Consider the following 24,776-nt stretch of genomic DNA (forward strand, 5'->3'; position numbering starts at 1 on the left):
CGATGACTTCCATCTCCACTGCACACAGCTCCTCTGGGCAGACTGAGAAGAAGTATGTCCTCGCGATCGACCAAGGCACCACCTCAACCCGAGCAGTGGTCTTCGACCATGCCGGCAAGATCGTTGCCTCGGGTCAGCGGGAGCATCAGCAGATCTTCCCCCAGGCGGGCTGGGTGGAGCACGATCCCCTAGAGATCCTGCGCAACACCCGAGAGGTTATCGGGCTGGCGTTGGCCGATGCCGACGTCAACCGGCACTCCCTGGCCGCGGTCGGGATCACCAACCAGCGCGAGACCACGGTGGTCTGGGACCGGCACACAGGCAAGCCAGTGCACCGGGCCATCGTCTGGCAGGACACTCGCACCCAAGACATCTGCAACAGTCTGGCCGCTGAAGGCGGCATGCAGCGGTACCTGCGCCGCACCGGACTGCCTCTGGCCACCTACTTCGCGGGTCCGAAGATCCGCTGGATCCTGGACAATGTGGATGGCGCTCGGGAGCGGGCAGAGGCCGGCGACCTGCTGTTCGGCACCACTGACTCCTGGCTCATCTGGAATCTCACCGATGGCGTGCATGTCACCGATGTCACCAACGCCTCCCGGACGCTGTTGATGGACATCGAGACCCTGCAGTGGGACCAGGAGATCGTCGAGGAAATGGGTGTCCCTGCCTCAATGCTCCCGGAGATTCGCTCCTCTTCGGAGGTCTATGGGAAGGGGCGTTCCGACTCGTTGCTCATCGACACCCCCATCACCGGCATTCTGGGCGACCAGCAGGCGGCTACCTTCGGCCAAGCCTGCTTCGCCCCGGGACAGGGCAAGAACACCTACGGCACCGGGAATTTCATGCTGATGAACACCGGTGAGGACATCCTTTTCTCTGACAACGGCCTGCTCACTACGGTGGCGTACCAACTCGGCGAGCAGAAGCCCGCCTACGCCTTGGAGGGGTCCATCGCGGTGACCGGTTCATTGGTGCAGTGGCTTCGGGACTCCCTGCAGGTCATCTCCTCCGCCCCAGAGGTAGAGACCAAGGCCAAACGCGTACCGGACAACGGTGGCGTCTATATTGTGCCGGCCTTCTCAGGCCTCTTCGCCCCGCACTGGAGGCCAGATGCCCGCGGAGTAATCGCAGGTCTCACCCGCTTCGCCGATCAAAATCACATCTGCCGGGCTGCCCTGGAGTCGGTGGCGTATCAGTCAGCTGAAGTGGTCGAAGCGATGAATACAGATTCCGCCACTGAGCTCACCGAGCTGAAGGTCGACGGCGGCATGGTCGTCAACGAGACCCTGATGCAGTTCCAGGCAGATATCCTCGGTGTCGACGTTGTCCGGCCCTCCGTTACAGAGACCACGGCACTGGGTGCCGCCTACGCCGCGGGGTTGGCCGTCGGTTTCTGGAGCTCGATGGAAGAACTTACTGCCAACTGGATCGAGGAGAGCCGGTGGTCCCCCCAACTGGACCAGGACGAGCGTGACCGGCGGATGCGCCGCTGGAAGAAGGCCGTCTCGTGCACATTCGACTGGCTGGATGAGGATGAATAGACTTACTCTATGTCTCCCAGTACGCACCGCCGTAAGGTGAGCGTTCGCACAGTCCCCAAACTGATGCCGTTCATGGTGGGTGCCGTGGCACTGGCCTTCACCGCCGCTGTGCTAGTGGTCTACACCACCCCGGCAGACCCCAACTACTCCCGCCCAGCCTCGCTGGGCTATATGACCCTGGTGCTCTGTCTGCCTGCCCTGGCCCTGGCCGCCGGTGCGTGGCTGGCCACCGAGAAGATCCTGCGGAAGCGCGCCACATCGGGCTACATCGAACCGGCAGAGGAGCACTGAGCGTATGGCACGGGCAGACGGCCGCCTGAACCACAACCTGCTGGACGAAGACCCCCTGCCGCAGGACGAATGCGGGGTGTTCGGAGTCTGGGCCCCCGGCGAGGAAGTCGCCAAGCTCAGCTTCTACGGACTCTTCGCCCTGCAGCACCGGGGACAGGAATCTGCCGGGATCGCCACCTCTGACGGCAACAACATCCACGTCTACAAGGATGTTGGCCTGGTCTCCCAGGTCTTTGACGAGGCCACCCTGAACGCCCTGCGCGGGCATATCTCCATCGGTCACTGCCGGTACTCCACCACCGGCGGCAATCAGTGGTCCAATGCTCAGCCGACGCTCGGGGCCACCCCGCACGGGACTGTGGCCCTGGGCCACAACGGTAATCTGACCAACTCCGCAGACCTCTACGATCAGGTAGTGGCACGGCACGGTGCAGCCAAGTTCGGCGAGCTCGCTCAAGGCAACACCACAGACACCGCGCTGGTCACCGCACTGCTGAAGGACCAGTCCGGAGAGTCCCTGGAGGAGCAGGCGCTGGCCCTGCTGCCCACCCTCAAGGGCGCTTTCTGCCTGGTGTTCATGGATGAGCACACGCTCTACGCCGCCCGCGATCCGCAGGGGGTCCGCCCTCTGGTACTGGGCCGGCTGGCCAACGGCTGGGTGGTGGCCTCTGAGCAGTCCGCCCTGGCCACTGTGGGCGCCAGCATCATCCGCGAGGTGGAGCCTGGCGAATTCATCGCAATCGACGCCGAGGGGGTCCGCTCCCACCGGTTCGCCGAGGCGGCTCCGGCCCGCTGCGCCTTCGAGTACGTGTACCTGGCCCGTCCGGACGCCAACATCAACGGCCGCAGTGTCTACGAATCCCGGGTGGAGATGGGCCGCCGGCTGGCTTCCGAAGCCGCTCACGACGCCGATATCGTCATCCCGGTGCCCGAGTCCGGCACTCCTGCCGCGGTGGGGTATGCAGAGGCCTCCGGGCTGCCCTTCGCCCAAGGGTTCATCAAGAACGCCTACGTGGGCCGCACCTTCATCCAGCCCAGTCAGACTCTGCGCCAACTGGGCATCCGGCTCAAGCTCAATGTGCAGGAGCATGTGGTGCGCGGCAAGAAGGTGGTGGTGGTGGATGATTCGATCGTGCGCGGCAACACCCAGCGCGCCATCGTGCGGATGCTCAAGGAGGCCGGGGCAGCCGAGGTGCATGTGAAGATCAGCTCCCCGCCCATCAAATGGCCCTGCTTCTACGGAATCGACTTCGCCACCCGCGCCGAACTGATCGCCAACGGTGCCACCATCGAGGAGATCACCGCTGCGGTGGGCGCCGACTCGCTGGCCTACATCAGCGAGGAGGGTATGATCGCCGCCACCGGCCAGCCCCGCTCTACGCTCTGCACCGCCTGCTTCTCCGGGAAGTACCCCATCGAGCTGCCGCCGGATGAGCGCCGCGGCAAGATGCTGCTGGAGCAGCCGCTGCTGCCCGGGATGCCGCACCGCCGTATGCAGACCGGCTGCGAGCCGGGCCCCGATTCCGAGTTCGAGCTCGATGAGTCCGAACCGCCACTGCGCGAGGAGACGGTCACCGGCAGTGCCAGCAGCGGCGTATTGGAAACCACGACTGGGCCCCTGACGTCTAGCACCGGTGCCGAGGCGGCAGGGGCAGCGCAGGCCACGACGACGGGAGCACCCCGATGAGCGGCAGCTCACCTATCACCTATGCCTCCGCGGGAGTGGATGTGGAGGCCGGCGACCGTGCCGTAGAGCTGATGAAGGCTCATATCGAGGCCACCCACACCCCACAGGTGGTGGGCGGCTTCGGGGGCTTCGCCGGGCTCTACGACGCCTCTGAGCTCAAGCGGCTGCCGCGGCCGCTGCTGGCCACCTCCACCGACGGGGTGGGCACCAAGGTAGCAATCGCTCAGGCGATGGATATCCACGACACCATCGGCTACGACCTGGTGGGCATGGTGGTCGATGACATTGTGGTCGCCGGTGCCAAACCGCTGTTCATGACCGACTACATTGCCTGCGGCAAGGTGGAGCCGACCCGGATCGCTGCGATCGTCTCCGGGATCGCCAAGGCTACTGCCGAGGCAGGCACAGCCCTGGTTGGCGGGGAGACCGCTGAGCACCCCGGACTGCTCGGTGAACACGAGTACGACGTCGCCGGGGCAGCCACCGGAGTGGTGGATGCCTCTGCGGTGCTGGGACCGGAACGGGTCCGCTCTGGTGATGTGGTGATCGGGATGGCCTCCTCGGGCATCCACTCCAACGGCTATTCGCTGGTGCGGCGCATTGTCCGGGAGGCCGGCTGGGCCTTCAGCCGCGAGGTTCCGGAGTTCGGACGCACCCTGGGTGAGGAGCTGCTGGAGCCCACTAAGCTCTACACCGCGCCCTGCCTGGATCTGGTGACGCACTTCAACGGGGATCCGGCGGTGACTGAGGTCTCCCCTGATGCACCCATCCGTGGGTTCAGCCATGTCACCGGCGGCGGTATGGCCGCCAATCTGGCCCGGGTGCTGCCCAGCGGGCTGCTGGCCACCGTGGACCGTTCCACCTGGGCCTGGCCTGAGGTCTTCACCGTGATGGCTGATCTGGGCCGGGTTCCACAGGCTGACCTGGAGCGCACCTTGAACCTGGGGGTGGGCATGATCGCGGTGGTGGCAGCGGAGGCTGCCGAGGGCGTCGTCGAACGTCTCAATACCGCCGGCCAGCATTCCTGGGTGATGGGCACTATCAGCGAGTACTCGCCAGAGGATGTGGCTGATGCTGGCCAGGACTTTGTGCAGGGCGCCAAGGGTGTAGACGGCGGCGGAGTGCTGCTCACCGGCCGCTACGCATAGGCGCCAGCCGGAGCGGTTTCTGGCCCACGCTGGACTCCCAAGAAGGGGTCACAGGTCGAAGGTGCCATGCTCCTCTACCTGGGCAGCGCCGGCTGATTCCTCCTGACTACGCCTGGAGGAACTGGGGTGTGGCCTCGTTCTGCCCTGCCCCCAAGCGGCGGCGCATCACCGCGATGGCCTCCGGGTTCTGGTCGATGAGCAGGTAACGGCGCCCCAGCTCCGCGGCGGCCACACCCAGAGTGCCGGATCCGGAGAAGAAGTCCAGCACCCAGTCCCCGGGCCGGGAGGAGGCTGCCAGCATGCGGCGGATGATGCCCAGCGGCTTCTGGGTGGGATAGCCGGTCTTCTCCCTGCCATTGGGTGAGACGATGGTGTGCCACCAGACATCTGTGGGCAGCTTGCCCCGGGCGGCCTTCTCCGGGGTGACCAGGCCAGGGGCCATATAGGGCTCCCGGTCCACCTCCTGGCTGTTGAACCAGTAGCGCTTGGGGTCCTTCACGTAGACCAGGATGGTGTCGTGCTTAGTGGGCCATTTCCGGGTGCTGCGCGCCCCGTAGTCATAGGCCCAGATGATCTCGTTGAGGAAGCACTCCCGGCCGAAGAGGGCGTCCAGCAGAACTTTGGCGTAGTGCACCTCCCGGTAGTCCAGGTGCAGATACAGCGTGCCGGTCTCAGCCAGCAGCCGCCAGGCCTGCTCCAGCCGTGGGGCCAGGAACTCCCAGTAGTCGGCGAAGGAATCGTCATAGGCGCTCAGAGTGCCTTTGAGGGTCTGGTAGCTGCGGCCCTTGAAGCCCACCCGGTCGCCCTCCTGGGAGCGCACTGTGGTGATGGTCTGCCGGCGCTGGGTGCGCCCGGTGTTGAACGGCGGATCGAGGTAGATCATCTGGAAGGCCGCCTCCGGCAGCTGCTCCAGCACTGGGAGGTTGTCGCCTTCGATCACAGTGTTCGGGCCACCGGGCGCCCACAGCCGAGAACTCATGCTCAGGCGGCTCGCCGGTAGCTGGGTTCGCGCCGCTTGAGCATCCCCACCACGGCGTAGGTGATCGGCAGCAGCACCCATTCGATCAGGCACTTATAGATCACGCCGAAGATGAAGTAGTTCCAGAACTCCCCCCAGCCCATCAGCGGGAAGAGGTCCACACCCGGCAGCACGTTGAGGAACAGTGGGAAGGTGGTGAAGGCGATGAGACCGAAGATGAAGGTGTCCACAATCTGGCCGAACACGGTGGAGGACATCAGCCGTGCCCAGAGGTTTGATTCGCCGAACCGGGTTTTGATCCAGCTGATGATATAGGCGTTCATCAGCTGTCCGGCCACAAAGGCCATCAGCGAGGCGATCAGGATGCGCACGTAGACCCCGTCCCAGCCGAAGAGCACCTCGAAGGCCTCCTGGTTGTGGGCATCACCCACCGGTGGGGAGGCGGTGACCAGGCCGAAGACCACCGCTCCGACCACCATCGCGGCGAAGCCGATGAGCACCGCCCGGAAGGCGGCCCGGAAGCCGTAGATCTCGGTGATGATCCCACCCAGCAGGTAGGTCAGTGGGAACAGGAAGACCCCGCCGTCCACCACCCAGTCGGTGAAGCACAGATTGAAAGACATCTGTTTGGTGGCGGCGATATTGGAGATGAGGTAGAAGGCTGTCAGCAGCGAGACGAGGATCGCATAGTACTGACTGCCGATGCTGGCAAAACGTGGGCTGTGGGTTTCTCCGGGGGCCGCAGCGGCTGCGGACCCCTGCCCAGATCCGTTATCGGGCGTGGTCATAGGAGTGTCCTCTCAACGGGGGTTCAGGGGTGATTCGCGAAGAGTCTGCCGCCTGGGCGGGACTCCTTACCGGTCTAGGGTAGCCGAGGGCACTATTCTGTACCGGTGACCGAACAGCCCACTGCCCAGATCACGGTGCGCCGCATCACCCCCGCGGCCCATGCCGCATTCCTCCGGGACCGTCCGGCCAGCTCCTTCCTGCAGAATCCGCAGTGGCCGGCGGTGAAGATCGATTGGCGCGGGGAGTCGGTGGGCCTGTTCGCCGCAGACGAGCTGATCGGCGCGGCCCTGGTGCTCTACCGCAGGCTGCCGGTGCCTGCCTTGGTCCCATATCTGGGCCGCCGCTGCCTGGCCTATATGGCCGAGGGCCCGGTGGTGGACTTCGCCGCGCACCCGGCACAGACCGTGCTGCCCCCGCTGATCCGGTACCTGAAGACCCAGGGTGCCTTCCTCGTGCGGATGGGCCTGCCCGGGGAGGTCCGCCGCTGGGAGGCCGCAACAGTCCGTAAAGCGCTCTCCGCGGGGAAGCACAGCCGCCTGGCGGAGCTGACTGCCGCCGAAGAGGATCACCAGGCCGCCACACTCCACGCCCAGCTGCAACAGCTGGGCTGGCAGCCCCCGCAGACCGAGGCGGACTTCGACGCCGGCCAACCCCAGTTCACCGCCAGGATCCCTCTGGAGCCCGCGCAGCCGGAGGCCGACCCCGAGGAGGACCTGGAACGCCGGGTGGAGGCCGCACTTGCCCGGATGGACTCCACCTCCCGGCGCCAAACCCGCAAATCCACCCGCTCAGAGTTGAGCTTCAGCACCGCCGGCGCTGAGCAGCTGGACGCCTGGCAGGCGCTCTACGAGGAGACCGCTCAACGCGATGACTTTCTACTGCGCCCCAAGGAGTACTTCCAGCGCATGTTCGCCGCCCTTGACGGGCAGCCCGACACTGAATGCACTCTGCACCTGGCGCACTGGAACGGCACTCTGCTGGCGGCAGCCATCTACATCCGGCAGGGCAAGGCCGCCTGGTACGCCTACGGGGCCTCCAGCTCCCAGGAGCGCAAACGCTACGCCCCGCGCGGACTACAGCTGCAGCAGCTGCGCCAAGCCCTGCAGGCCGGCTGCACCTGGTATGACCTGGGCGGGATCAGCCCCTCCCTGGACCCTGAGCACCCGCTGGCCGGGCTCACTCGGTTCAAGACCACTATGGGTGCAGATGCCGTAGAGTCCCACGGGGAGTGGGACCTGCCGCTGAACCGTCCGCTGGCAGCAGCGTTTAAGGCGTATATGGCCCGCCGCTGGTAGGCCGCTGCGCATCGCCCAACGCAATGATCTCAGCCACCAGGCGCTCGCGGATCTCCTGGGACATGGGGCGCTCTGAGATGGACTCATAGAGCCAGAGCCCGTCGGCGGCCAGCCGGGCGATGAACCGTGCCATCGCCTGGTCATCATCTGCGCTCGGCGGGACCGGGGCCGCCCAGCGGTCATACACACCGTTCCAGACCGCCCGGGCCGCTGCATCCGAGATGGCCTCCAGTGTCAGCAGCAGCTCGGCACGGTCCGGATTCTGGGAGGCACGCACATAGGCTGCGGTTTTGGCAGTACTGCTCAGTGCGGCGTCGTCGTTGGTGTTGTCCACCTCGGTGATGTCCGCCTCATCGCGCATACACTGCTCCCACTGCCCGGCCACATGCTCATGCAGGGCCAGCAGCAGATCCTCCCGGGACGGAAAATGATAGAGCAGCCCACCCTTGGTGAGGCCTGCCTCCGCGGCGACCGACTCATAGGAGAGCGCGGTGACCCCTTCACGCTGGACCACCTGCTTGGCCGCCTCCAGGGCCGCTTCCCGCTTAGACTCTCTCATTGCTGCTCTACCTTACTGATCAGTGGTTGTCAGGGTATTTCTGGGACTCAGTGCCTGGGGTGTAGCGCCGGAGCACATAGACGACGACGCCGGCCCCCACAGTCATCACCGCAGCCAGGGCTCCCAACACACTGAGGTAGGCCCGCTGGAAGGCCTCAGCGGCCCGCTCCATCAGCAGCTGGTGGCCACTGTCCAGTGCGTTGGCTGGGGACGCTGCGGCCCAGGCCTCCGCTCCCGGAGGCACCTGCAGGGTCCAGGAGTAGACGAAGGTGAGCACCGCCCCCAGCAGGGCCACGCCCAGCAGATTGCCCATCTCATAGGCCACCTCCTCAGTGGAGGCGGCCATACCGGCCCGGTGCGGGGGCACATTGCCCATGATGGCGGTGGAAGCCACTGAGATCGAGCAGCCCATTCCGGCCCCGCCGATCACCAGGCCCACCACCAGCAGCGGCAGCGAGCCGGTGAGAGCCGCGCCCAGGGCCACCCCGGAACCCAGTGCCGCGATGCCCATACCGCCGCCGATGAGCACCAGCAGTCCGAGCCGGTCCAGCAGGGCCCCACCCACCACGGCGAAGGGTGCTGAGCCCACCGCAACTGCGGTGACCAACAACCCGGCCTGCAGCGGGCTGAAGCCCTCCAGCAGCTGGAAACGCTGAGCCACCGCAAGCTGCACCCCAGCGGTGATGAAGGTGGAGAGTCCCGCAGCGATCACTCCCCCGGTGAAACCACTGTTGCGGAACATGGCGAAGTCCACCAAGGGCTCTGCAGTGCGTGCCAAGCGCAGCTGACGGCGGGCAAACACGGTCAGGGTCGCAATGGCGATGAGCGTGGAACCGGCGGCCAGCGGCAGGTTCAACGGGGCCTCCGCCCAGGTCTTGATGGCCAGCACAAACGCGCCCATGCCCACCAGGGCCTGAGCGGAGGAGAGGAAGTCCCAGCGCCGGGCGGGGTCGGCGGCATTGCGCGGGCCAAAGGCGATCATCAGCGCGGTCACTGCCAGTACCAGCGGCACATTGATCAGGAACACCGAACCCCACCAGAACCACTCCAGCAGCACTCCTGCCACGATGGGGCCCAGCGCCATGCCTACGGTGAAGGTGGCTGCCCAGATGGCGATGGCGAGATTGCGTTCTTTGACTATCGCGAAGCTGATCCGAATCAGGGCCAGGGTGGCCGGCAGCATCAGGGCAGCACCTACGGCCAGCAGGGCCCGGGCTGCGATCAGCGCAGCGGCGGTGGGTGAGTAGGCCGCCGCCAGTGAGGCGATGCCGAAGACCACCAGCCCCACCTGGAAGATGCGCTTATGCCCGAACCTGTCACCTAGGGCCCCGGAGCCGGGCAGCAGTCCGGCCATCACCAGCGGGTAGGCGTTGAGCACCCAGAGCTGCTGGGAGGTGGAGGCGCCCAGATCCGCGGTCAGCCGCGGCAGGGCGGTGTAGAGGATGGTCATGTCCAGTGAGATCAGCAGCAGGCCTGAGGAGACCAGCGCCAGCACCGTCCAACGCTGCCAGCGGGTCAGCGAGGTGTCTGGGGCGGTGGTGGAGCGCAGAGTGCCCACGCTGCGGTGATCAGCCCGCGGGATAGGTGCGGTGTCGGTGGACACCGGTGCAGGGCGCCGCCGGCGCAGTCTGCGCATTTCAGCCATAGCTCAAACTGTACCTTACGTACGGTAAAGTTTGTCCAGCTCCTCCAGTGCCGGGGTAATCCTGGTTCGCCAGCGCCAGGCTGCTTTGGCGTCGGCGCGGCTGGGTCCGCCGTTGATCACGGCCACCGGCTTGCCGGCCTGGACCATTTTCAGCGCGATGGAGTATCCGCTCATCACCGCCATGGAGGAGCCCACCACCAATAGTGAGGACGCTGCGGCCACCAGGCCCTCCACTGCGGCTTTGCGCTCTGCCGGCACATTCTCACCGAAGTAGACCACATCCGGTTTGAGCGTATCGGCCCCGCAGACCAGACAGGCCACCAGGGTGAAGCGCTGCACCCAGGAGTCATCGAGTGTGACATCGCCATCCGGATTGACGTTCTGGGCAGCTCCGGCGGCGGCCTCCGCATAGCCGGGGTTCGCCTCCTCCAGCCGAGCATCCAGGCTGCGCCGCTGCTCAGTGTTCCCGCAGGTCAGGCACACCACTCGGGAGAGGGTACCGTGCAGCTCGACAGTGCCAGTCCCGCTGGCGGCACACGGCGCAACGTGGCCGCTCTCAGCCACTAACCTCTGGCCTTCACCACCTAAAGTGGCCGCTTCGCTCCTGACACGCAGCTGAAGCTGCTCTGCTGCCTCGGAATGTAGGCCGTCGACGTTCTGGGTGATCAACCCGGTGAGCACGCCGCGATGCTGCCAGTCGGCCAGGATCTCATGGCCCCGATTAGGCTCAGCTGCACCCAGGTGCCGCCACCCCACAAAGGAGCGCGCCCAGTACCGGCGCCGAGCCGCGGCGTCGTACTTAAACTCCTGGAAAGTCATCGGCCGGTGCCTGGTGAGTGAACCGGCCGGGCCCCGGTAGTCAGGTATGCCAGAGTCTGTGGAGATCCCGGCCCCGGTCACGCACAGCACCCCTCCGGAGTTCAGTAGCTGGAGGATTCCGGCACGCGCCACGGCAGGGTCCTGCAGCGGCGCAGCCTCCTCTACAGTGCGCGCGATCGATCGCAGCGCAGCCCGATGCGCCTGCTCAGCACTTGTCCCCCCGGCGCCGCGCAGGTCGCCGCCGCTCACCGTTCAGTCAATCCTCATCTGTGTCTTCGTACCAGTCGTCCTGATCCTGGTCCTCAGCAGTGTCGGAAGCGGGGTTTTCTCCCCGGGCAGCGGCGAGCTCGCGCTCCAATGCGGACAGATCGGTGTTCGGGGTGTAGTACTTGATCTCCCGCGCCTGCTTCGTCGCTTTCGCCTTCTGACGGCCACGCCCCATGAGCGGGACCCCCTTAACGTCGTCTCGAAATAGCCTCGCGGTGAACATTCATCGCGGGCTTGACTCTTGGATGAAGTGGTTGGTGCTCTCTAGGTTAACATGAAGCCCACCTAAGCGTCGCACCGAACGGGGAGGGCCACACGGCAATGAGCGAGTCACCGCAGGTCAGCCAAGGTTCACAACAGCCCTTGTCACGGCGGGCTCGCCGCGAGGCGGCAGGCGACACTGGGTTCAGACTCAACGCAATCCCGTTCCTGATCATCGGAATTCTAGTGGTCCTCATCACAGCAGCTCTTCTCTGGTGGTTCCTGGGTCGCGAGGAAGAGCCCGAACCCATTGAGTGGACCTGGGTGGAGGATCCGGCCGACGGCGTCCATGCTCGCGGTGTCCCCCCGGAGGACTGGGAGGCCGGCTGGTGCCTCTCCGGGTACACCGATGAGGAGACCCCCGCTGATGTGATGGACTGCGAGCGCAGCTACGACGTCCAGGTGCTGCTGCAGGATGAACTCGACGACGAGATCACCGAGGGTGCCTATCCCGGCGACGATGTGGTCTCCCACAACGCCAATCTGCGCTGCGAGGAGATCGCCCTGAGCAGTTCCGCCATCGAATCCCTGGGTGCGGAGCTGCAGCGCGAGATTTGGTACCCCACTGAGGACACCTGGAATAACGAGGACGACCGGCTGGTCTCCTGCTTCCTCACCCGGGCCGACGGCGGCAGCCTCCGCGGCGACTTCCTGGACACCTCAGACGATGATCCCGACGATGATGAGGAAGAGGTCGAGATCGTCGACGAGCAGGGCGACGACAACGATGACGACGCTCCTGTAGACGAAGAAGCCAACGAGGACTCAGGGGACGCGGATTAAGCGGGCTGGGTCGTAGGCGCGAACCCGGAGGATTCCTTGTAGGAGCGAGTTAACCTTGCAGAGCTAAGCTTCAGCAGCTCTGCAAGGTTAACTGCGAGTGAAGGAGGAGGGTTCGCGCCGGAGGGGCATCCAGCCCGCTCAACGCCTGCGCACAGTCAGACCGTGCACGGAGTCCTCGTCCAGGGAGAGTTCCTCGCGGTCTACCAGCACAGTGTCGCCGTCGGAGACTTCGCCGCCGAGCAGCGCTTTGGCCAGCTGATCGCCGATCTCACGCTGCACCAGCCGGCGCAGCGGCCTGGCCCCGTAAGCAGGGTCATAGCCGGTGAACGCCAGCCATTCCTTGGCGGCCTCGGTGACCTCCAGGGTCAGCCGGCGCCCGGCGAGCCGAGCGGCCAGGGAGTTGATCTGCAGGTCCACAATAGATGTCAGCTGCTCCATGGAGAGCGGGTCGAACATCACGATGTCATCGAGCCGGTTGAGGAACTCGGGCTTGAAGCTGGCGTTGACCACCCCCATCACGGCCTCGCGCTTGGCCCGGTCATCCTTGTCCTGATCCACCAGGAACTGGCTGCCAAGGTTTGAGGTGAGGATCAGCACCACATTGCGGAAGTCCACAGTGCGGCCCTGCCCGTCTGTGAGCCGGCCGTCGTCGAGGACCTGGAGCAGGATGTCGAAGACCTCGGGATGGGCTTTCTCCACCTCGTCGAGCAGCACCACCGAGTAGGGACGACGCCGCACCGCCTCGGTGAGCTGACCGCCCTCCTCATGCCCCACATAGCCGGGGGGCGCCCCGACCAACCGGGCCACTGAGTGCTTCTCGGCGTACTCGGACATATCGATGCGGATCATCGAGCGCTCGTCGTCGAAGAGGAACTCGGCGAGCGCCTTGGCCAGCTCGGTCTTGCCCACACCGGTGGGGCCCAGGAACAGGAAGCTGCCGGTGGGCCGGTCAGGGTCGGCGACTCCGGTACGGGCGCGGCGCACAGCGTCGGAGACAGCAGTGACAGCCTTGGTTTGGCCGATCAGCCGGGAGCCGATGAGCTCCTCCATCTGCAGCAGCTTCTCGGTCTCACCCTGCATCAGCCGCCCGGTGGGGATGCCGGTCCAGGCGGAGATCACCTCGGCGATGGCATCCGCGTCCACTTTGTCCGAGACCATCCGGTCTTCCTGCTCAGCGCCGGCCTCCTGAGCCTCGGCCTCAGCTAAGGCCTGCTCAGCCTGGGGGATCTCACCGTAGCGCAGCCGGCCAACCTCAGCGAAGTCGCCCTCACGCTCGGCACGCTCGGCGGCGGACTTCAGCTCGTCCAGCCTGCGGTGCAGCTCGGCGGCCCGGTTGTGGGCCCCCTGCTCCCGCTCCCAGCGGGCGTTGAGCGCATCGAGCTCCTCCCGCTTATTGGCCAGCTCCTCCTCCAGAGCGGTCAGGCGCTCCTTGGAGGCGGCGTCGGTCTCCTGAGCCAGCCAAGTCCGTTCAGCCTCAAGCCGGTCAACTGCGCGGCGCAGTTCGTCAATCTCCACCGGGTCGGAGTCGATCTCCATCTTCAGCCGGGAGGCGGCCTCGTCCACCAGGTCGATGGCTTTATCGGGCAGCTGCCGGCCGGTGATGTATCGGTCGGAGAGCTCGGCGGCGGCCACCAGTGCGGCATCGGAGATCTCAACTCCGTGGTGGGCCTGGTACTTCTCCTTGATCCCGCGCAGGATCGCCACCGTGTCCTCCACTGAGGGCTCGCCCACATAAACCTGCTGGAAGCGGCGCTCCAGAGCGGCGTCGGTCTCGATGTTCTCCCGGTACTCATCCAGGGTGGTGGCACCGATCAGCCGCAGCTCGCCGCGGGCCAGCATCGGCTTGAGCATATTCCCGGCGTCCATAGAGCCGTCGGAGGATCCGCCGGCACCGACCATGGTGTGCACCTCGTCGATGAAGCTGATGATCTCGCCCTCTGAGGCTTTGATTTCATCGAGCACGGCCTTGAGCCGTTCCTCGAACTCCCCGCGGTATTTAGAGCCAGCGACCATAGCGCCGAGGTCCAGGGAGATCAGCCGCTTGTTCTTCAGTGCGTTGGGCACATCGCCGGCCTCAATGCGCTGAGCCAGGCCCTCCACCACGGCGGTCTTACCGACCCCGGGCTCACCGATGAGCACTGGGTTGTTCTTGGTGCGGCGGGAGAGCACCTGCACCACGCGGCGGATCTCGGCGTCGCGGCCGATCACCGGGTCCAGCTTGCCCTCCTTGGCCAGCTCCGTCAGATCGGTGCCGAACTTGGCCAGGGCTTCGAAGGTGCCTTCAGGGTCCGGGTTGGTGACTTTGCGACCCTGCCGCACGGAGTCCACGGCGGCCCGCAGGGCCTTCACATCGGCCCCGTTGTCCTTCAGTGCCGCTGCCGCGGCGTCGTTGATTCCAGCGATACCCAGCAGCAGGTGCTCAGTGGAGACGTAGTCATCGCCCATCCGCTCGGATTCGGCCTGGGCGTTCTTCATCACGGAGAGCCCGTTGCGGGAGAACTGGGCGTTGGTCATGGAGGATCCGGAGGAGCTGGGCAGCTCCTTGATCGCGGCGGAAGCACGCCCGGAGACTGCGTCAGGGTCAGCGCCGGCGGCTTTGAGCGCGGCCACTGCCACTGACTCCCGGGTGTCCATCAGTGCTTTGAGGATATGGGCAGGCTCAATCTGCGGGTTGCCGGCGGTATTGGCGTTCATGGCGGCCGCGCTGACGGCCTCCTGCGACTTGGTGGTGAGCTTGATGTCCATGGCCTTCGCGGCCCCCTTCCATTCACAACTGCACGTACAGGAAAACTTGAGTCCATCGTACTCAACTTTCTGGGCGGCGTCGTTATTCCACCTCACCTGCAGTCTGTGTAGCATCGTCCAGATGCATCTCAACGACATCGCCCTCCGCATTGAGAATCTGTCCGTCCAGTACGCAGAGGTGTACGGGATCAGCCGTTCCGCCGACTGGGCCCTTCTCAAACTCACCGAAGAGATCGGAGAGCTGGCCCAGGCGCATCTCACCCTGACCGGCCAAAACAGAGATCGTGGCCTGAGCACAGAAGAGCAGCAGCAGGTCGTGACCAATGAGCTCGGAGACGTCCTCGGAATGTGCCTGGTCTACGCGAAACAGCTCGGCATCGACCCTGAACTGGCCATTGCAGAGAAATGGTTCCAACACGAGTGAATCGCCTTCCCGATATCGCTGGGGCCCTGCGCATCACGCTCGACCTGGACGAGGTGGAGCTGGGCGGCTACGCCTGGTGGGGTGAGAGCCGCGCCCCGGCGTTTCTGCTGCTGCACGGGTGGGGTGAGGACGCCTCAACTATGGCCCCGGTGGCCCAGCGGGTGCGCTCCAGAGCCTGGCATGCGGTGAGCATCTCGATGCGCGGCTGGCGCGGCTCGAGCGGTGCCGACGACTATGGCCTCAGTGCAGCGCGGGATATCGGCGCGGTCCTGGCCTGGATGAGACGGCAGCCCCTGGCCTCCTCACCGGTTCTGGTGGGGTTTTCGATGGGCGGGCTCATGGCGAGCTTGGCTGCCGCGGAGCAGGAACCGGGGGAGCTTGCAGGGATCACCGTGGTCAGCGCTCCCAGCGAGCTCACCTCGTTCTACCGCGATACCGCCTTCGGGGGCGTTCGGCGATACCTGGACGCCACGCTGCAGCCCGCCCAGTGGCGGGAATCGTCCCCGCTGACCCACTCCTCTCGTCTGGTGCATCCGATGGTTGTGGTGACCGGCGGGCAGGATGTGATGACCCCGCCAGAACAGGGACTGCGCCTTGCCGAATCCGCCCCGAATGCACGGCATATTCACCGGGACCTGATGGGCCACCACCCTTCAGAACAGGACTGGGAGCACATCCTCACCGAATCGGCGCGCACATTCGGCCTGTGAACCTGCCCCTGCGGTGCCCGCCCCGGCCCTCTCAGGGCCATCTTCTCCTGACGCCTCCGTGCTGCAGCAGGTCGCTGCCGCAGTTCAGCGACTGAGGATCATAGGGTGTGACTGTGCGGCCTCTTCCCCTGCTTCTCCGCGCAGCCTGCACTGCCCTTGCTGCCATGCTGCTGCTTCTGGGCGCGGCTGCGGCTCCTATTCCGGGGACCGCCAAGCTGGTCCATACCGCCAGCACCCACATCTGGCAGGAAGCGGTCAATGACCGCACCCAGTACCTGCGCAGCAGCATTGCGGCCTATCCTTGGGCGGAACAGACTGCGCAGCTGCGCCAGCAAAAAGATTACGACGACGCCGAGGAGTCCGCGGTGCCAGAGATCAGCGACCCACCCCGCACTCCCCGCTTGGTGCGCAATCCCGCCGGGCCTGTGGACTGCACCCAGGTGCCGTGTGTGGCGCTGACCTTTGACGATGGTCCGGTGCCGAACACCCGGCAGGTGCTCACCGCACTGTCCGAGGTGGACGCCAGGGCCAGCTTCTTCATGACCGGCCAGATGGCCGCGACCTATCCCGAGATCGCTGCCGAGGTCGCAGCGGCTGGGCATGAGGTGGGCAACCACGGCTGGAGCCACACCGACTTCACCGATCTCAGCGATGCACAGCTGCGCTCAGAGCTGGACCGCACTGCGGAGGCGATTGAGCAGGCCGCCGGGATCCGCCCGAGGATGGCCCGGCCGCCCTACGGGGCGCTGGACTCCCGGGTCAGGGCGGCCTCAGGGCTGCCGATGATCAAATGGGGCACCGATTCCCGCGACTGGCAGCACAAATCCGCAGCCGAGACTCATCAACGAGTGCTGGAGAACGTCTCACCGGGAGACATTGTGCTGCTGCACGATCTGGAGGCCTCCACCGCCGAGGCCGTGCCGCTGATCCTCCGCGACCTGCTGGCCGAGGGCTACCACCTGGTCACGGTCAGCGAGATTCTCGGTCAGCCCGGCCAGCCCGGCGAGGTCTACCACTCCGGCCAGAAGCCCTGAGCTGGTCCCGGCGGCGCCTACACCCCGTTCGCCCCTTGCCCGGCTGCACCGAACCGTAAAACACGAGTCGCTAAGTGCAAGTACTCCGCCCACTGGCTGCTCACCCGCAGGGCTGACCGGCCAAGATAATCCTCAGGGGTGACGTTCTTGGTCCGGTAATCCGGAAGACTTATCACCATGATCCAGACACTGACTGCACTCACTGAGACCGCACAGACCCTAGCCCTGGCCGGCGGCGCCGAGACCGACCCCACACAGATCGTCTTCCCGGAGGACTCCTTCTGGGGTCAGCTGCGCGGCTGGACCGAATCACTGCCGGAGACTCTGCAGTGGCTGGGCGTAATCGCCGTCTCCGCCATTCCGTTCTTCGAGTCCTACGGGGGCGGCTTCCTGGGCGTGCTGATCGGCATGCCGCTGTGGGCTGCGATCATCGCCGCAGTGGTGGGCAATATGCTATCCCTGACCATCGTGGTCTACACCGCTCACGGCATCCGCAGCGCGGTGGTCAAGGGCAGGGAGCCCCAGGAGATGAGCGAGGGCAAGCGCAAGCGCCGGGAGAAGGCCAAGCGACTCTTCGACAAATTCGGGGTACCCGGAGTATCTCTGCTGGGGCCCTTCGCTCTGCCCAGCCAGATCACCGCTCCGCTGATGGTCAGCTTCGGCGCCAACCGGAACCTGGTGCTGATCTGGATGCTGGTCTCCGTGATTGTCTGGGGCACCGGCTTCGCCCTGCTCGGCATCGGATTCCTCAACCTGATCAGCGGCTGATCCCGGCAGCGGCTGGCTCCTGAGCCGGCGTTGCCGCCGGGGCTCACCGCTGGTGTTCGTCCCGCGGGTAGCGCTGCAGCTCCCGGGATCCCTGGGTGATGTTCTTCAGGTCGGCGTCATCATCGAAGTTAGCACCGATGGCGCCGGCCACTACCCCCATCGAGGCAGAGAGCCAGGCCACATCCACATAATTGGCGAAGGTCGCCTGGTCCTCCCCAATGTTCTGGGCCATGAACGCCGGTTCGATCAGCAGCAGCCCCACGCCCAAAATGCCGCCAAAGAGGAGCAGGTACAGCGAGGTCACGCTCACCAGCAGGGTCACCACTGTGGAGGCGTTGTACATCAGAGCCTCCTTGCGCCCGCCGACTGTATTCGGCCGGTCCCACAGCCTGTTGGCCAGGGTCAGCCAGAGCACCACACTGGCGATGGCAACCAGTGAGACCACCAGCAGGCGCCAACCGGGCAGAAAGTTGGCCATCTCCCAGATAGTGGAGAAGAAGATGCCGAAGGCCCCGGTGGCCGCGGCTGCGGCAAAGACCCCAGAGAGCTTAGTCAAGGACCAGAACGGCTCATTGGCCGCCACCATGCCCAGCGTCATCCAAAACCGCCCGGGGACGAACCGCGGCGGAGAAATGAAGTAGGTCTCGTGGCCCTGCTGCTCCTCCACTTGGGTGGTCAGACCGCTCCGCTCATGGGCCTCTGCCGCCGAGTGGTACGCCAGCGCCTCCACACTGCGGCGCAGCTGGCCCCGCAGACTCGCGCGCACCCCCACAGGGCCCAAGCCCGGCAGTGAGATCACAGCCAGCCGGTCCGCGAAGTGCAGCTCCACAGACTTGGCCTTCCGGCCCGCAGTGCGCGGCACCTCGGTGATCACCACCGAGATATCAGCGCCGTCCTCGCGGGCCCAGCGCTGCACCTCATCCAGGTCAAGCGTGGCATCCTGACGCAGCGGAATCAGGGTCTGCTTATGGATGATGGTGGCTCCCCGGCTCCAGTCCTTATCCTGCTCGGAGAGCAGCCGGCGCATATGCATCGAGGTGCGCCCAGGGTCTGAGTACACCGCGATGGTGAACTCCTCGGCATCCTTGGCAGCACCGGACTCATCCTCCCCTGAATGCGGGGCCCGCGGGGCACGCTGCGCCCCTGCGGGCTCTTCGGCCTCGCCACGGTCCTCGATGACCTCGCTCTGTCCCTGGTTCGGTGTTCCGTGCTCTCTCTCGGTATCCGATCGCTCAGCTGGGGTGTTCTGTTCCTGCCTCACCCCGGCAGAGTATGGGTAACTGCTCAACTAACCCTGACCTCTACCTGAACAGTTACAGAACACCTCTGGCGAGTGTCAACCCTGAAGCCGGTCCAGCACCAGGGGCTTGACCTTGGTCCCGTACAACTCGATGGCCTCCATCATGTGCTCGTGGGCCAGCGAGCCGTTACCGTACTTCAGGCCGAATCGGGTAATCCCCAGCTGCTTCTGAGTTTTGACGATCTTCTCCGCTACAGTCTCCGGAGAGCCGACGAACAGCGCGCCGTGAGTGATCTCCTGCTGAAACTGATCGAAGGATGGAAAACCGTTGCCCCAGCCGCGCTCTTTGCCGAGCTTGGCCATAGACTCCGCCCAGGAGGGGTAGAAGATTTCCTGAGCCCGCTGGTCAGTCTCAGCCACAAACCCATGCGAGTGACTGGCCACCCGCAGTTCCTCGGGCTGGCCGAACTCTGCCAGGGCGCGCTTGTAGAGCTCCACGAAGGGTGCGAACCGGCCGGGGGCACCACCTATGATCGCCAGCTCCAGCCCCACTCCGTGCCGGGCAGCGCGGACGACTGAATTGGGAGTGCCGCCTACCGCTATCCACGTGGGGAGCCCGTGCTCATGGTCAGTCTTGGGGAAGATCTCCTGAGCCTTCAACGGAGCTCTGGTCTGGCCTTCCCAGGTGATGCTGCCCTCGCTGCGCAGGGCGGCAAACAGCTCCACCTTCTCCTCAAAGAGCTGCTCGTAGTCGGAGAGGTCGTAGCCGAACAGCGGGTAGGACTCAATAAAGCTGCCCCGGCCCAGGCTGACCTCTGCCCGGCCGCCGGTGAGCCCGTCGATAGTGGCGAACCGCTGGTAGACCCGCACCGGATCATCTGAGCTGAGCACGGTGACGGCCGAGATGAGTTTGATCCGCTCGGTAGCCGCGCCCACCGCTGCCAGCACCACGTCGGGGGCCGAGATCGCGTAGTCGGGCCGGTGGTGCTCGCCGATCCCGACCACATCAATGCCTACCTGATCCGCCAGAGTGGCCTCTGCCAGCACATTGCGCAGCACCTCGGGCTGGGACAGCTCGCGCTGCCCGTCGGGGGTCTTGGTGACATCGCCAAAGGTATGGATGCCGAACTCAAAGTGCTCTCTGTGCCGCTCTGTGCTGATGGTCATGATCTCTCCTGCGCTGGCCGTAACGGGTCTACCCGGGCACCTGAGGCACCCTTCTGAGGTACCAACCGTGGCGGCGTCGTCGTAATTCCTTCAAATTTGAAGCACTTGCCGGTGGTGCAGGGATCAGTCGCCCACCTGGATCCCTGCCTCAGCTGCCAGGTGCGGAGCCAGCTGAAGCAACTGCGCCTGGGACACCGTGGCGCCGCGCAGATTGGCCAGGCTGGTCACCCTGCGGAACTCAGCGCTGCGCAGATCCACATCCGCCAGTTCCGCGCCGGTGAGCACCAGGGTGCCGATGCTGCAGTCGCGGAACTGCAGGCGCCGAGCCCGGGCACTGCTGAGATCCAGTTCTCCGATCTGACAGGACTCCAGTAGCACATCCATCAGGCGTGCGCCGCGGAGGTTCACCAGGTCGAACTTGCTGCCGGTAATGTGCACCCCTGACCACTCGGCATCGTAGAGCTCAGCCGCCCCGATCCGCGAACCGCCCAGGAAGGTGTCGCGCCATGTGGCCCGCGGGCTGTGCAGCTGCGGGGCGCTGAGCCGCTCGAGGTGAGTGTCGATGAGACTCAGCCTCGTGAGGTCGGCCCCGGCAACCGTCAGACCTTCTGCCAGGCACTCCACCAGGGTCGCATCACGCAGCTCGAGGTCACTCAGATCCAGTGAGCTCAGGTGCGCACCCTCGGCCCGGGCTTCCCTGAGGAACTCCTGGCGGCTGATCGGCCTCAGGTGCCGCGGTCGGTGCAGGTTCAGCCTGGGAGTGTTCATGCCCTCACCGTACCGCCGCAGGGGGAGACGCCCGCCGCGCGCCCTGCACCCTCCGCCTCCCACACCCAGGTGCCCCACTTGCGCTGGTAAACGTTTTCCGCCTATGCTGTGACCCAGATCACCGCAGGGTCGGTATCAGTACGACGCCGCCCCTGACCGCGGTCACCGCACCGCGGGAAGCACACGCACCACAGGCGCAGAACCACGCGCAGAACGGACGGGGACATGACCGAGCTCCACACCTCCCAGCCACTGGGCATCATCGTCAACGGCGCCACAGGGCGCATGGGCTACCGCCAGCACCTGGTCCGCTCACTGTTGGCAATCCGCGACTCAGGGGGCGTGCCGCTGCCCAATGGCACCAAGCAGCCCATTGAGCTCTACCTGGTGGGCCGCAATGCGGAGAAGCTCAAAGAGGTCGCCGAAGCCCACAGCATCAAGCGCTGGACCACCGACCTGGACCAAGCCCTGGCCGCGGAGGGCTTCCCCATCTACTTCGATGCGCTGATCACCCAGCTGCGCGTGCCGGCCATCCGCAAGGCGATCGCCGCCGGCAAGCACATCTACACCGAGAAGCCCACCGCCGAGTCCTACGCCGAGGCCCTGGCCCTGGCTGAGGAGGCCGAGGCAGCCGGGATCCACAACGGGGTGGTCCACGACAAGCTCTACCTGCCGGGCCTGCTGAAGCTCAGGCGGCTCATTGACTCCGGGTTCTTCGGCGAGATCCTCTCGGTCCGCGGCGAGTTCGGCTACTGGGTCTTCGAGGGCGACTGGCAGCCCGCCCAACGCCCCTCCTGGAACTACCGCGCCGAGGACGGCGGCGGGATTGTGGTCGATATGTACCCGCACTGGAACTACGTCATCGAGAACCTCTTCGGCTCCATCAGCACTGTCTACGCCACCACCCGCACACATATTCCACAGCGGGTGGATGAGTCCGGCAGCCCCTACACCGCCACCGCCGACGACGCCGCCTACGGCATCTTCGAGCTGGCAGACGGCCCCATCGTGCAGCTGAACTCATCCTGGGCCACCCGGGTCAACCGGGACGAGCTGGTGGAGTTCCACGTGGACGGTACCCGCGGCTCGGCCGTGGTGGGCCTGTTCTCGGCCAAGATCCAAGAGCGCAACGCCACCCCTAAGCCGGTGTGGAACCCGGACATCCCCGATCCCCGGGACTATTCCGCCACCTGGTCGGCGGTGCCGCAGAACGAGCCGGCAGAGAACGGCTTCAAGCTGCAGTGGATCGAGTTCCTGCGCTCTGTGCTCGGCGCCGGTGAGCACCGCTACGACTTCCGCTCCGGGGCCGCCGGCATGCTGCTGGCCGAGGCCGCGCTGGCCTCCCATGAACAGGGCCGCAAGGTGAGCCTCACCGAGCACGCCCAGAACCTGATCGGGGGTCCCCAGTGAACCAGCCGGAACAGCTCACGACGCCGCCCCAGGCACCGCAGCCGGGCACCACACAGTCCACAGGCTCACCTCAGAACCCCCTGACAGAACGCCGGGAGACCGGTCTGAACCTGACCCTGATCGGCCAGGACCGGCGGCTCACCGCCGCCCCGCTGCTGAGCGCCCCGGCCTTCCAACGGCCCTCCGCTCCCCTGGCCTCCCGCACCCTGTACGCCGCGGCCCACGTAGTCCCCGATCCGCTGAGCGAGACAGTGCCCGGGGAGCCGGCGGAACTGGACTGGGAGGCCACCCTGAACTACCGCCGCCAGATCTATTCCTGGGGGTTGGGCGTGGCCGATGCCATGGACACCGCTCAGCGGAATATGGGCCTGGATGCCGCAGCCACCCGGGAGCTGATCGCCCGCTCGGCCGAGGTGGCCCGCGAGGAGAACGCCTCAGTAGCTGTGGGGGTCAACACCGATGCCCGCACGGAGTCAGAGCTGAGCCTTGCCGAGGTCACCACCGCCTATCTGGACCAGCTGGCCTTCGCCCAGGAGCACCAGACTGTGCCAGTGGTGATGGCCTCCCGTCATCTGGCCAAAGCCGCCAAAGACGCCCAGGACTACAAGAACGTTTACGCTGAGGTGCTCAGCCACGCGGATACCCCGGTGATCATCCACTGGTTGGGCGAGGCCTTTGACCCCCAGCTGCGCGGCTACTTCGGCTCCACTGACTGGCGCCAGGCCGCCGACACTCTGATCAGCATCATCGAGGCCGCTCCGGAGAAGGTGGCGGGGGTGAAGATGAGCCTGCTCGATGCTGAGGCTGAGAAAACCGTCCGGGCCCGGCTGCCGGAGTCCGCCACCATGTTCACCGGTGACGACTTCAACTATGTGGACCTGATCGAGGCCGACTCAGACGGCCAGTACTCCGATGCCCTGCTGGGAGCCTTCAGCGTACTGGCCCCCAGCGCCTCGGCAGCGATCCAGGCCTTGGACCAGAACAGCCCCGAGCTCTACCGGCAGATCCTAATGCCCACCCAGGCACTCTCCCGCCAGGTCTTCGCGAGCCCCACGTTCTACTACAAGACCGGGGTGGCCTTCCTCTCCTGGCTCAACGGCCATCAGGCCAGTCCAGCGATGGTCGCCGGACTGCATGCCGCCCGCAGCCTGCCCCATCTGAGCCGGATCGTGGAGCTGGCCAATGACTGCGGGGGGCTGGAGGCCCCGGAGACCGCTCAGACCCGCTGGCACCAGCTGCTGGCACTGCACGGCATCGGAGGCACCTCATGGCACTGACAGAGACCCCAAGTACCACGCCGCACCCGCGCCTATCGCTGAACCAGGCCACCATCAAGTACGCCGGGCTGGAGGAAGCACTGAGTCTCACCGCAGCGGCGGGCTATCAGTCCATTGGGCTGTGGCGCGAGCCGGTGGCCGAGGTGGGCCTGCAGCGGGCCGCTCAGCTGCTGAGCAGTTCGGGACTGCGCTTCTCCAGCCTGTGCCGGGGCGGGTTCCTTACGGAGGCCGATGACGCCGCCTTCGCCGCCTCCCTGGCCGAGAACCGCAGGGCGATCGCAGAGACCGCGGCCCTGGCCGAGGCCGGTGCGGCCGGCTCAGCCCCGGTGCTGGTGCTGGTGGCCGGGGGCATCCAACCCGGCTCCACGGTGCACGCGGCCCGGGAGCGGTTCTTCCAGGGCCTCTGTGAACTGGTGCCCGATGCCGCAGCAGCCGGCGTCACTGTAGCCATTGAGCCGCTGCATCCGATGTATGCCTCTGACCGGGCAGTGATCTCCACCCTGGAGCAGGCTCTGGACCTGGCCGAGGAGGCAGAGAGTCCGTATGTGGGCGTCGTCGTGGACTCTTTTCATATCTGGTGGGACCCCCAGGTACTGGCCCAGATCCGGCGTGCCGGAGCGGCGGGAAGGATCGCCAGCTACCAAGTTTGCGACTGGCGCACCCCTCTGGAGACAGACGTGCTGCTGAGCCGCCATCAGCCGGGCGAGGGAGTCATCGACTTCGCCGCCATGACCCGCGCGGTGGAGAACACCGGCTACACCGGCGATGTGGAGGTGGAGCTGTTCAACCAAAGCATCTGGGATGCCGAACCCGCCTTGACCGTGCAGCAGACCGCTGCCAGCTTCCAAGGCGCTGTGGCGCCGTATCTGCGCGGTGCTGGTTCCGCCGGCGGGGAAGCCCCGCTCGGCTCCCGGCCGGCTGCAGCGGCACCGGCCTTCACACCTAAAGAGCCCCCGGCGCAGCCGCCCCACCAATCTCAAGATCACATTTGACTCACGATGCGACATAAATCGAAGTATCGTCTTGACCTGTGATCTGACCCACAGTTATAGTCCTGGAAAGCGTTTACCGTGATGTACATCATAGAGAGGGGGACGCGCGTATGACGGCGATGACTCAGACGCCTGGGCAGCAGCCCAGTCGCGGGGCCCCGCCGGCTGCGGTGT

Annotated in this window: 23 protein-coding genes; 13 read left to right on the forward strand and 10 right to left on the reverse strand. The window is 65.7% G+C overall.

Translation table 11 applies throughout. The annotated features are described in order from the left end of the window. Positions 1 to 2: 2 nt before the first annotated feature. From glpK to purM, 4 genes are read left to right on the forward strand one after another with little or no spacing between them, the layout of a single operon-like run. A complete protein-coding gene (gene glpK / locus GNZ21_RS06715; protein WP_157322622.1) occupies positions 3 to 1,544 on the forward strand; it encodes a glycerol kinase GlpK in 1,542 nt (513 codons plus the stop codon). Between the two features lie 9 nt (positions 1,545 to 1,553). Beyond that, complete coding sequence (locus GNZ21_RS06720; protein ID WP_157322624.1) at positions 1,554 to 1,835, forward strand: hypothetical protein; 282 nt, start codon at positions 1,554 to 1,556, stop codon at positions 1,833 to 1,835. 4 nt (positions 1,836 to 1,839) lie between these two features. Then, on the forward strand, positions 1,840 to 3,522 hold the full coding sequence (gene purF, locus GNZ21_RS06725; RefSeq protein WP_157322626.1) for an amidophosphoribosyltransferase: 1,683 nt from the start codon (positions 1,840 to 1,842) through the stop codon (positions 3,520 to 3,522). Next, positions 3,519 to 4,670, forward strand: coding sequence for a phosphoribosylformylglycinamidine cyclo-ligase (gene purM / locus GNZ21_RS06730; protein WP_157322628.1), 1,152 nt, complete (start codon positions 3,519 to 3,521; stop codon positions 4,668 to 4,670). Before purF ends, purM begins: the two co-directional genes overlap by 4 nt. A gap of 106 nt (positions 4,671 to 4,776) precedes the next feature. Here purM and GNZ21_RS06735 read toward each other — a convergent pair whose 3' ends face one another. Both GNZ21_RS06735 and GNZ21_RS06740 read right to left on the reverse strand, forming a co-directional pair. Next, the gene (locus tag GNZ21_RS06735) at positions 4,777 to 5,649 is read right to left on the reverse strand and encodes a DNA-methyltransferase (RefSeq protein ID WP_157322630.1); all 873 of its coding nucleotides are present in this window, start codon (positions 5,647 to 5,649) and stop codon (positions 4,777 to 4,779) included. A gap of 2 nt (positions 5,650 to 5,651) precedes the next feature. Beyond that, on the reverse strand, positions 5,652 to 6,437 hold the full coding sequence (locus GNZ21_RS06740; RefSeq protein ID WP_157322632.1) for a queuosine precursor transporter: 786 nt from the start codon (positions 6,435 to 6,437) through the stop codon (positions 5,652 to 5,654). 105 nt (positions 6,438 to 6,542) lie between these two features. Between GNZ21_RS06740 and GNZ21_RS06745 the strand changes: the two genes are divergently transcribed. Next, the gene (locus GNZ21_RS06745; RefSeq protein WP_229659455.1) at positions 6,543 to 7,733 is read left to right on the forward strand and encodes a lipid II:glycine glycyltransferase FemX; all 1,191 of its coding nucleotides are present in this window, start codon (positions 6,543 to 6,545) and stop codon (positions 7,731 to 7,733) included. Here GNZ21_RS06745 and GNZ21_RS06750 read toward each other — a convergent pair. From GNZ21_RS06750 to GNZ21_RS06765, 4 genes are read right to left on the reverse strand one after another with little or no spacing between them, the layout of a single operon-like run. Further along, entirely contained in the window at positions 7,705 to 8,292 is a 588-nt protein-coding gene (locus GNZ21_RS06750) for a TetR/AcrR family transcriptional regulator (protein ID WP_157322634.1), read from the reverse strand. The genes GNZ21_RS06745 and GNZ21_RS06750 overlap by 29 nt on opposite strands. 19 nt (positions 8,293 to 8,311) lie before the next feature. Beyond that, positions 8,312 to 9,937, reverse strand: coding sequence for an MFS transporter (locus GNZ21_RS06755; protein WP_229659456.1), 1,626 nt, complete (start codon positions 9,935 to 9,937; stop codon positions 8,312 to 8,314). Between the two features lie 15 nt (positions 9,938 to 9,952). Beyond that, positions 9,953 to 11,005, reverse strand: coding sequence for a Sir2 family NAD-dependent protein deacetylase (locus GNZ21_RS06760; protein WP_229659457.1), 1,053 nt, complete (start codon positions 11,003 to 11,005; stop codon positions 9,953 to 9,955). A 7-nt stretch (positions 11,006 to 11,012) separates the two neighbouring features. Then, entirely contained in the window at positions 11,013 to 11,198 is a 186-nt protein-coding gene (locus GNZ21_RS06765; RefSeq protein WP_157322636.1) for a DUF3073 domain-containing protein, read from the reverse strand. Between the two features lie 146 nt (positions 11,199 to 11,344). Here GNZ21_RS06765 and GNZ21_RS06770 point away from each other — a divergent pair, with 146 nt between their 5' ends. Next, positions 11,345 to 12,067, forward strand: a complete 723-nt coding sequence (locus tag GNZ21_RS06770) for a hypothetical protein (RefSeq protein ID WP_157322638.1) — start codon at positions 11,345 to 11,347, stop codon at positions 12,065 to 12,067. 138 nt (positions 12,068 to 12,205) lie between these two features. Here GNZ21_RS06770 and clpB read toward each other — a convergent pair whose 3' ends face one another. Beyond that, on the reverse strand, positions 12,206 to 14,812 hold the full coding sequence (gene clpB, locus GNZ21_RS06775; protein WP_157322640.1) for an ATP-dependent chaperone ClpB: 2,607 nt from the start codon (positions 14,810 to 14,812) through the stop codon (positions 12,206 to 12,208). A gap of 121 nt (positions 14,813 to 14,933) precedes the next feature. On the opposite strand from clpB, the gene GNZ21_RS06780 reads away from it, so the two are divergent. From GNZ21_RS06780 to GNZ21_RS06795, 4 genes are all read left to right on the forward strand, one after another. Beyond that, positions 14,934 to 15,236, forward strand: a complete 303-nt coding sequence (locus GNZ21_RS06780; RefSeq protein WP_157322642.1) for a nucleoside triphosphate pyrophosphohydrolase family protein — start codon at positions 14,934 to 14,936, stop codon at positions 15,234 to 15,236. Next, a complete protein-coding gene (locus tag GNZ21_RS06785; protein ID WP_157322644.1) occupies positions 15,233 to 15,946 on the forward strand; it encodes an alpha/beta hydrolase family protein in 714 nt (237 codons plus the stop codon). Before GNZ21_RS06780 ends, GNZ21_RS06785 begins: the two co-directional genes overlap by 4 nt. Positions 15,947 to 16,053: 107 nt before the next feature. After that, entirely contained in the window at positions 16,054 to 16,980 is a 927-nt protein-coding gene (locus GNZ21_RS06790) for a polysaccharide deacetylase family protein (protein ID WP_157322646.1), read from the forward strand. A 177-nt stretch (positions 16,981 to 17,157) separates the two neighbouring features. Continuing rightward, positions 17,158 to 17,748 carry a small multi-drug export protein gene (locus GNZ21_RS06795; RefSeq protein ID WP_229659458.1) on the forward strand — a complete coding sequence of 197 codons (591 nt, stop codon included), beginning with the start codon at positions 17,158 to 17,160 and terminating at the stop codon, positions 17,746 to 17,748. 43 nt (positions 17,749 to 17,791) lie between these two features. On the opposite strand, the gene GNZ21_RS06800 is transcribed toward GNZ21_RS06795, so the two are convergent. The 3 genes from GNZ21_RS06800 to GNZ21_RS06810 all read right to left on the reverse strand — a co-directional run bounded on the left by GNZ21_RS06800 (position 17,792) and on the right by GNZ21_RS06810 (position 20,923). Then, positions 17,792 to 19,009, reverse strand: a complete 1,218-nt coding sequence (locus GNZ21_RS06800; RefSeq protein WP_157322648.1) for a hypothetical protein — start codon at positions 19,007 to 19,009, stop codon at positions 17,792 to 17,794. A 75-nt stretch (positions 19,010 to 19,084) separates the two neighbouring features. Beyond that, positions 19,085 to 20,155, reverse strand: coding sequence for an LLM class flavin-dependent oxidoreductase (locus GNZ21_RS06805; RefSeq protein ID WP_157322650.1), 1,071 nt, complete (start codon positions 20,153 to 20,155; stop codon positions 19,085 to 19,087). A 123-nt stretch (positions 20,156 to 20,278) separates the two neighbouring features. Beyond that, positions 20,279 to 20,923 carry a pentapeptide repeat-containing protein gene (locus tag GNZ21_RS06810; protein ID WP_157322652.1) on the reverse strand — a complete coding sequence of 215 codons (645 nt, stop codon included), beginning with the start codon at positions 20,921 to 20,923 and terminating at the stop codon, positions 20,279 to 20,281. 225 nt (positions 20,924 to 21,148) lie between these two features. On the opposite strand from GNZ21_RS06810, the gene GNZ21_RS06815 reads away from it, so the two are divergent. The 3 genes from GNZ21_RS06815 (at position 21,149) to GNZ21_RS06825 (ending at position 24,602) form a co-directional block, all read left to right on the forward strand. Further along, positions 21,149 to 22,333, forward strand: a complete 1,185-nt coding sequence (locus GNZ21_RS06815; protein WP_157322654.1) for a Gfo/Idh/MocA family protein — start codon at positions 21,149 to 21,151, stop codon at positions 22,331 to 22,333. 80 nt (positions 22,334 to 22,413) lie between these two features. Continuing rightward, positions 22,414 to 23,610, forward strand: coding sequence for a DUF993 family protein (locus GNZ21_RS06820; RefSeq protein WP_373868410.1), 1,197 nt, complete (start codon positions 22,414 to 22,416; stop codon positions 23,608 to 23,610). Further along, positions 23,601 to 24,602, forward strand: a complete 1,002-nt coding sequence (locus tag GNZ21_RS06825) for a sugar phosphate isomerase/epimerase family protein (protein ID WP_157322656.1) — start codon at positions 23,601 to 23,603, stop codon at positions 24,600 to 24,602. The genes GNZ21_RS06820 and GNZ21_RS06825 overlap by 10 nt, the downstream gene beginning before the upstream one ends. The last annotated feature ends 174 nt before the right edge of the window (positions 24,603 to 24,776 follow it).

The sequence above is a fragment of the Nesterenkonia alkaliphila genome (genome assembly GCF_009758175.1).
GTDB lineage: Bacteria > Actinomycetota > Actinomycetes > Actinomycetales > Micrococcaceae > Nesterenkonia > Nesterenkonia alkaliphila.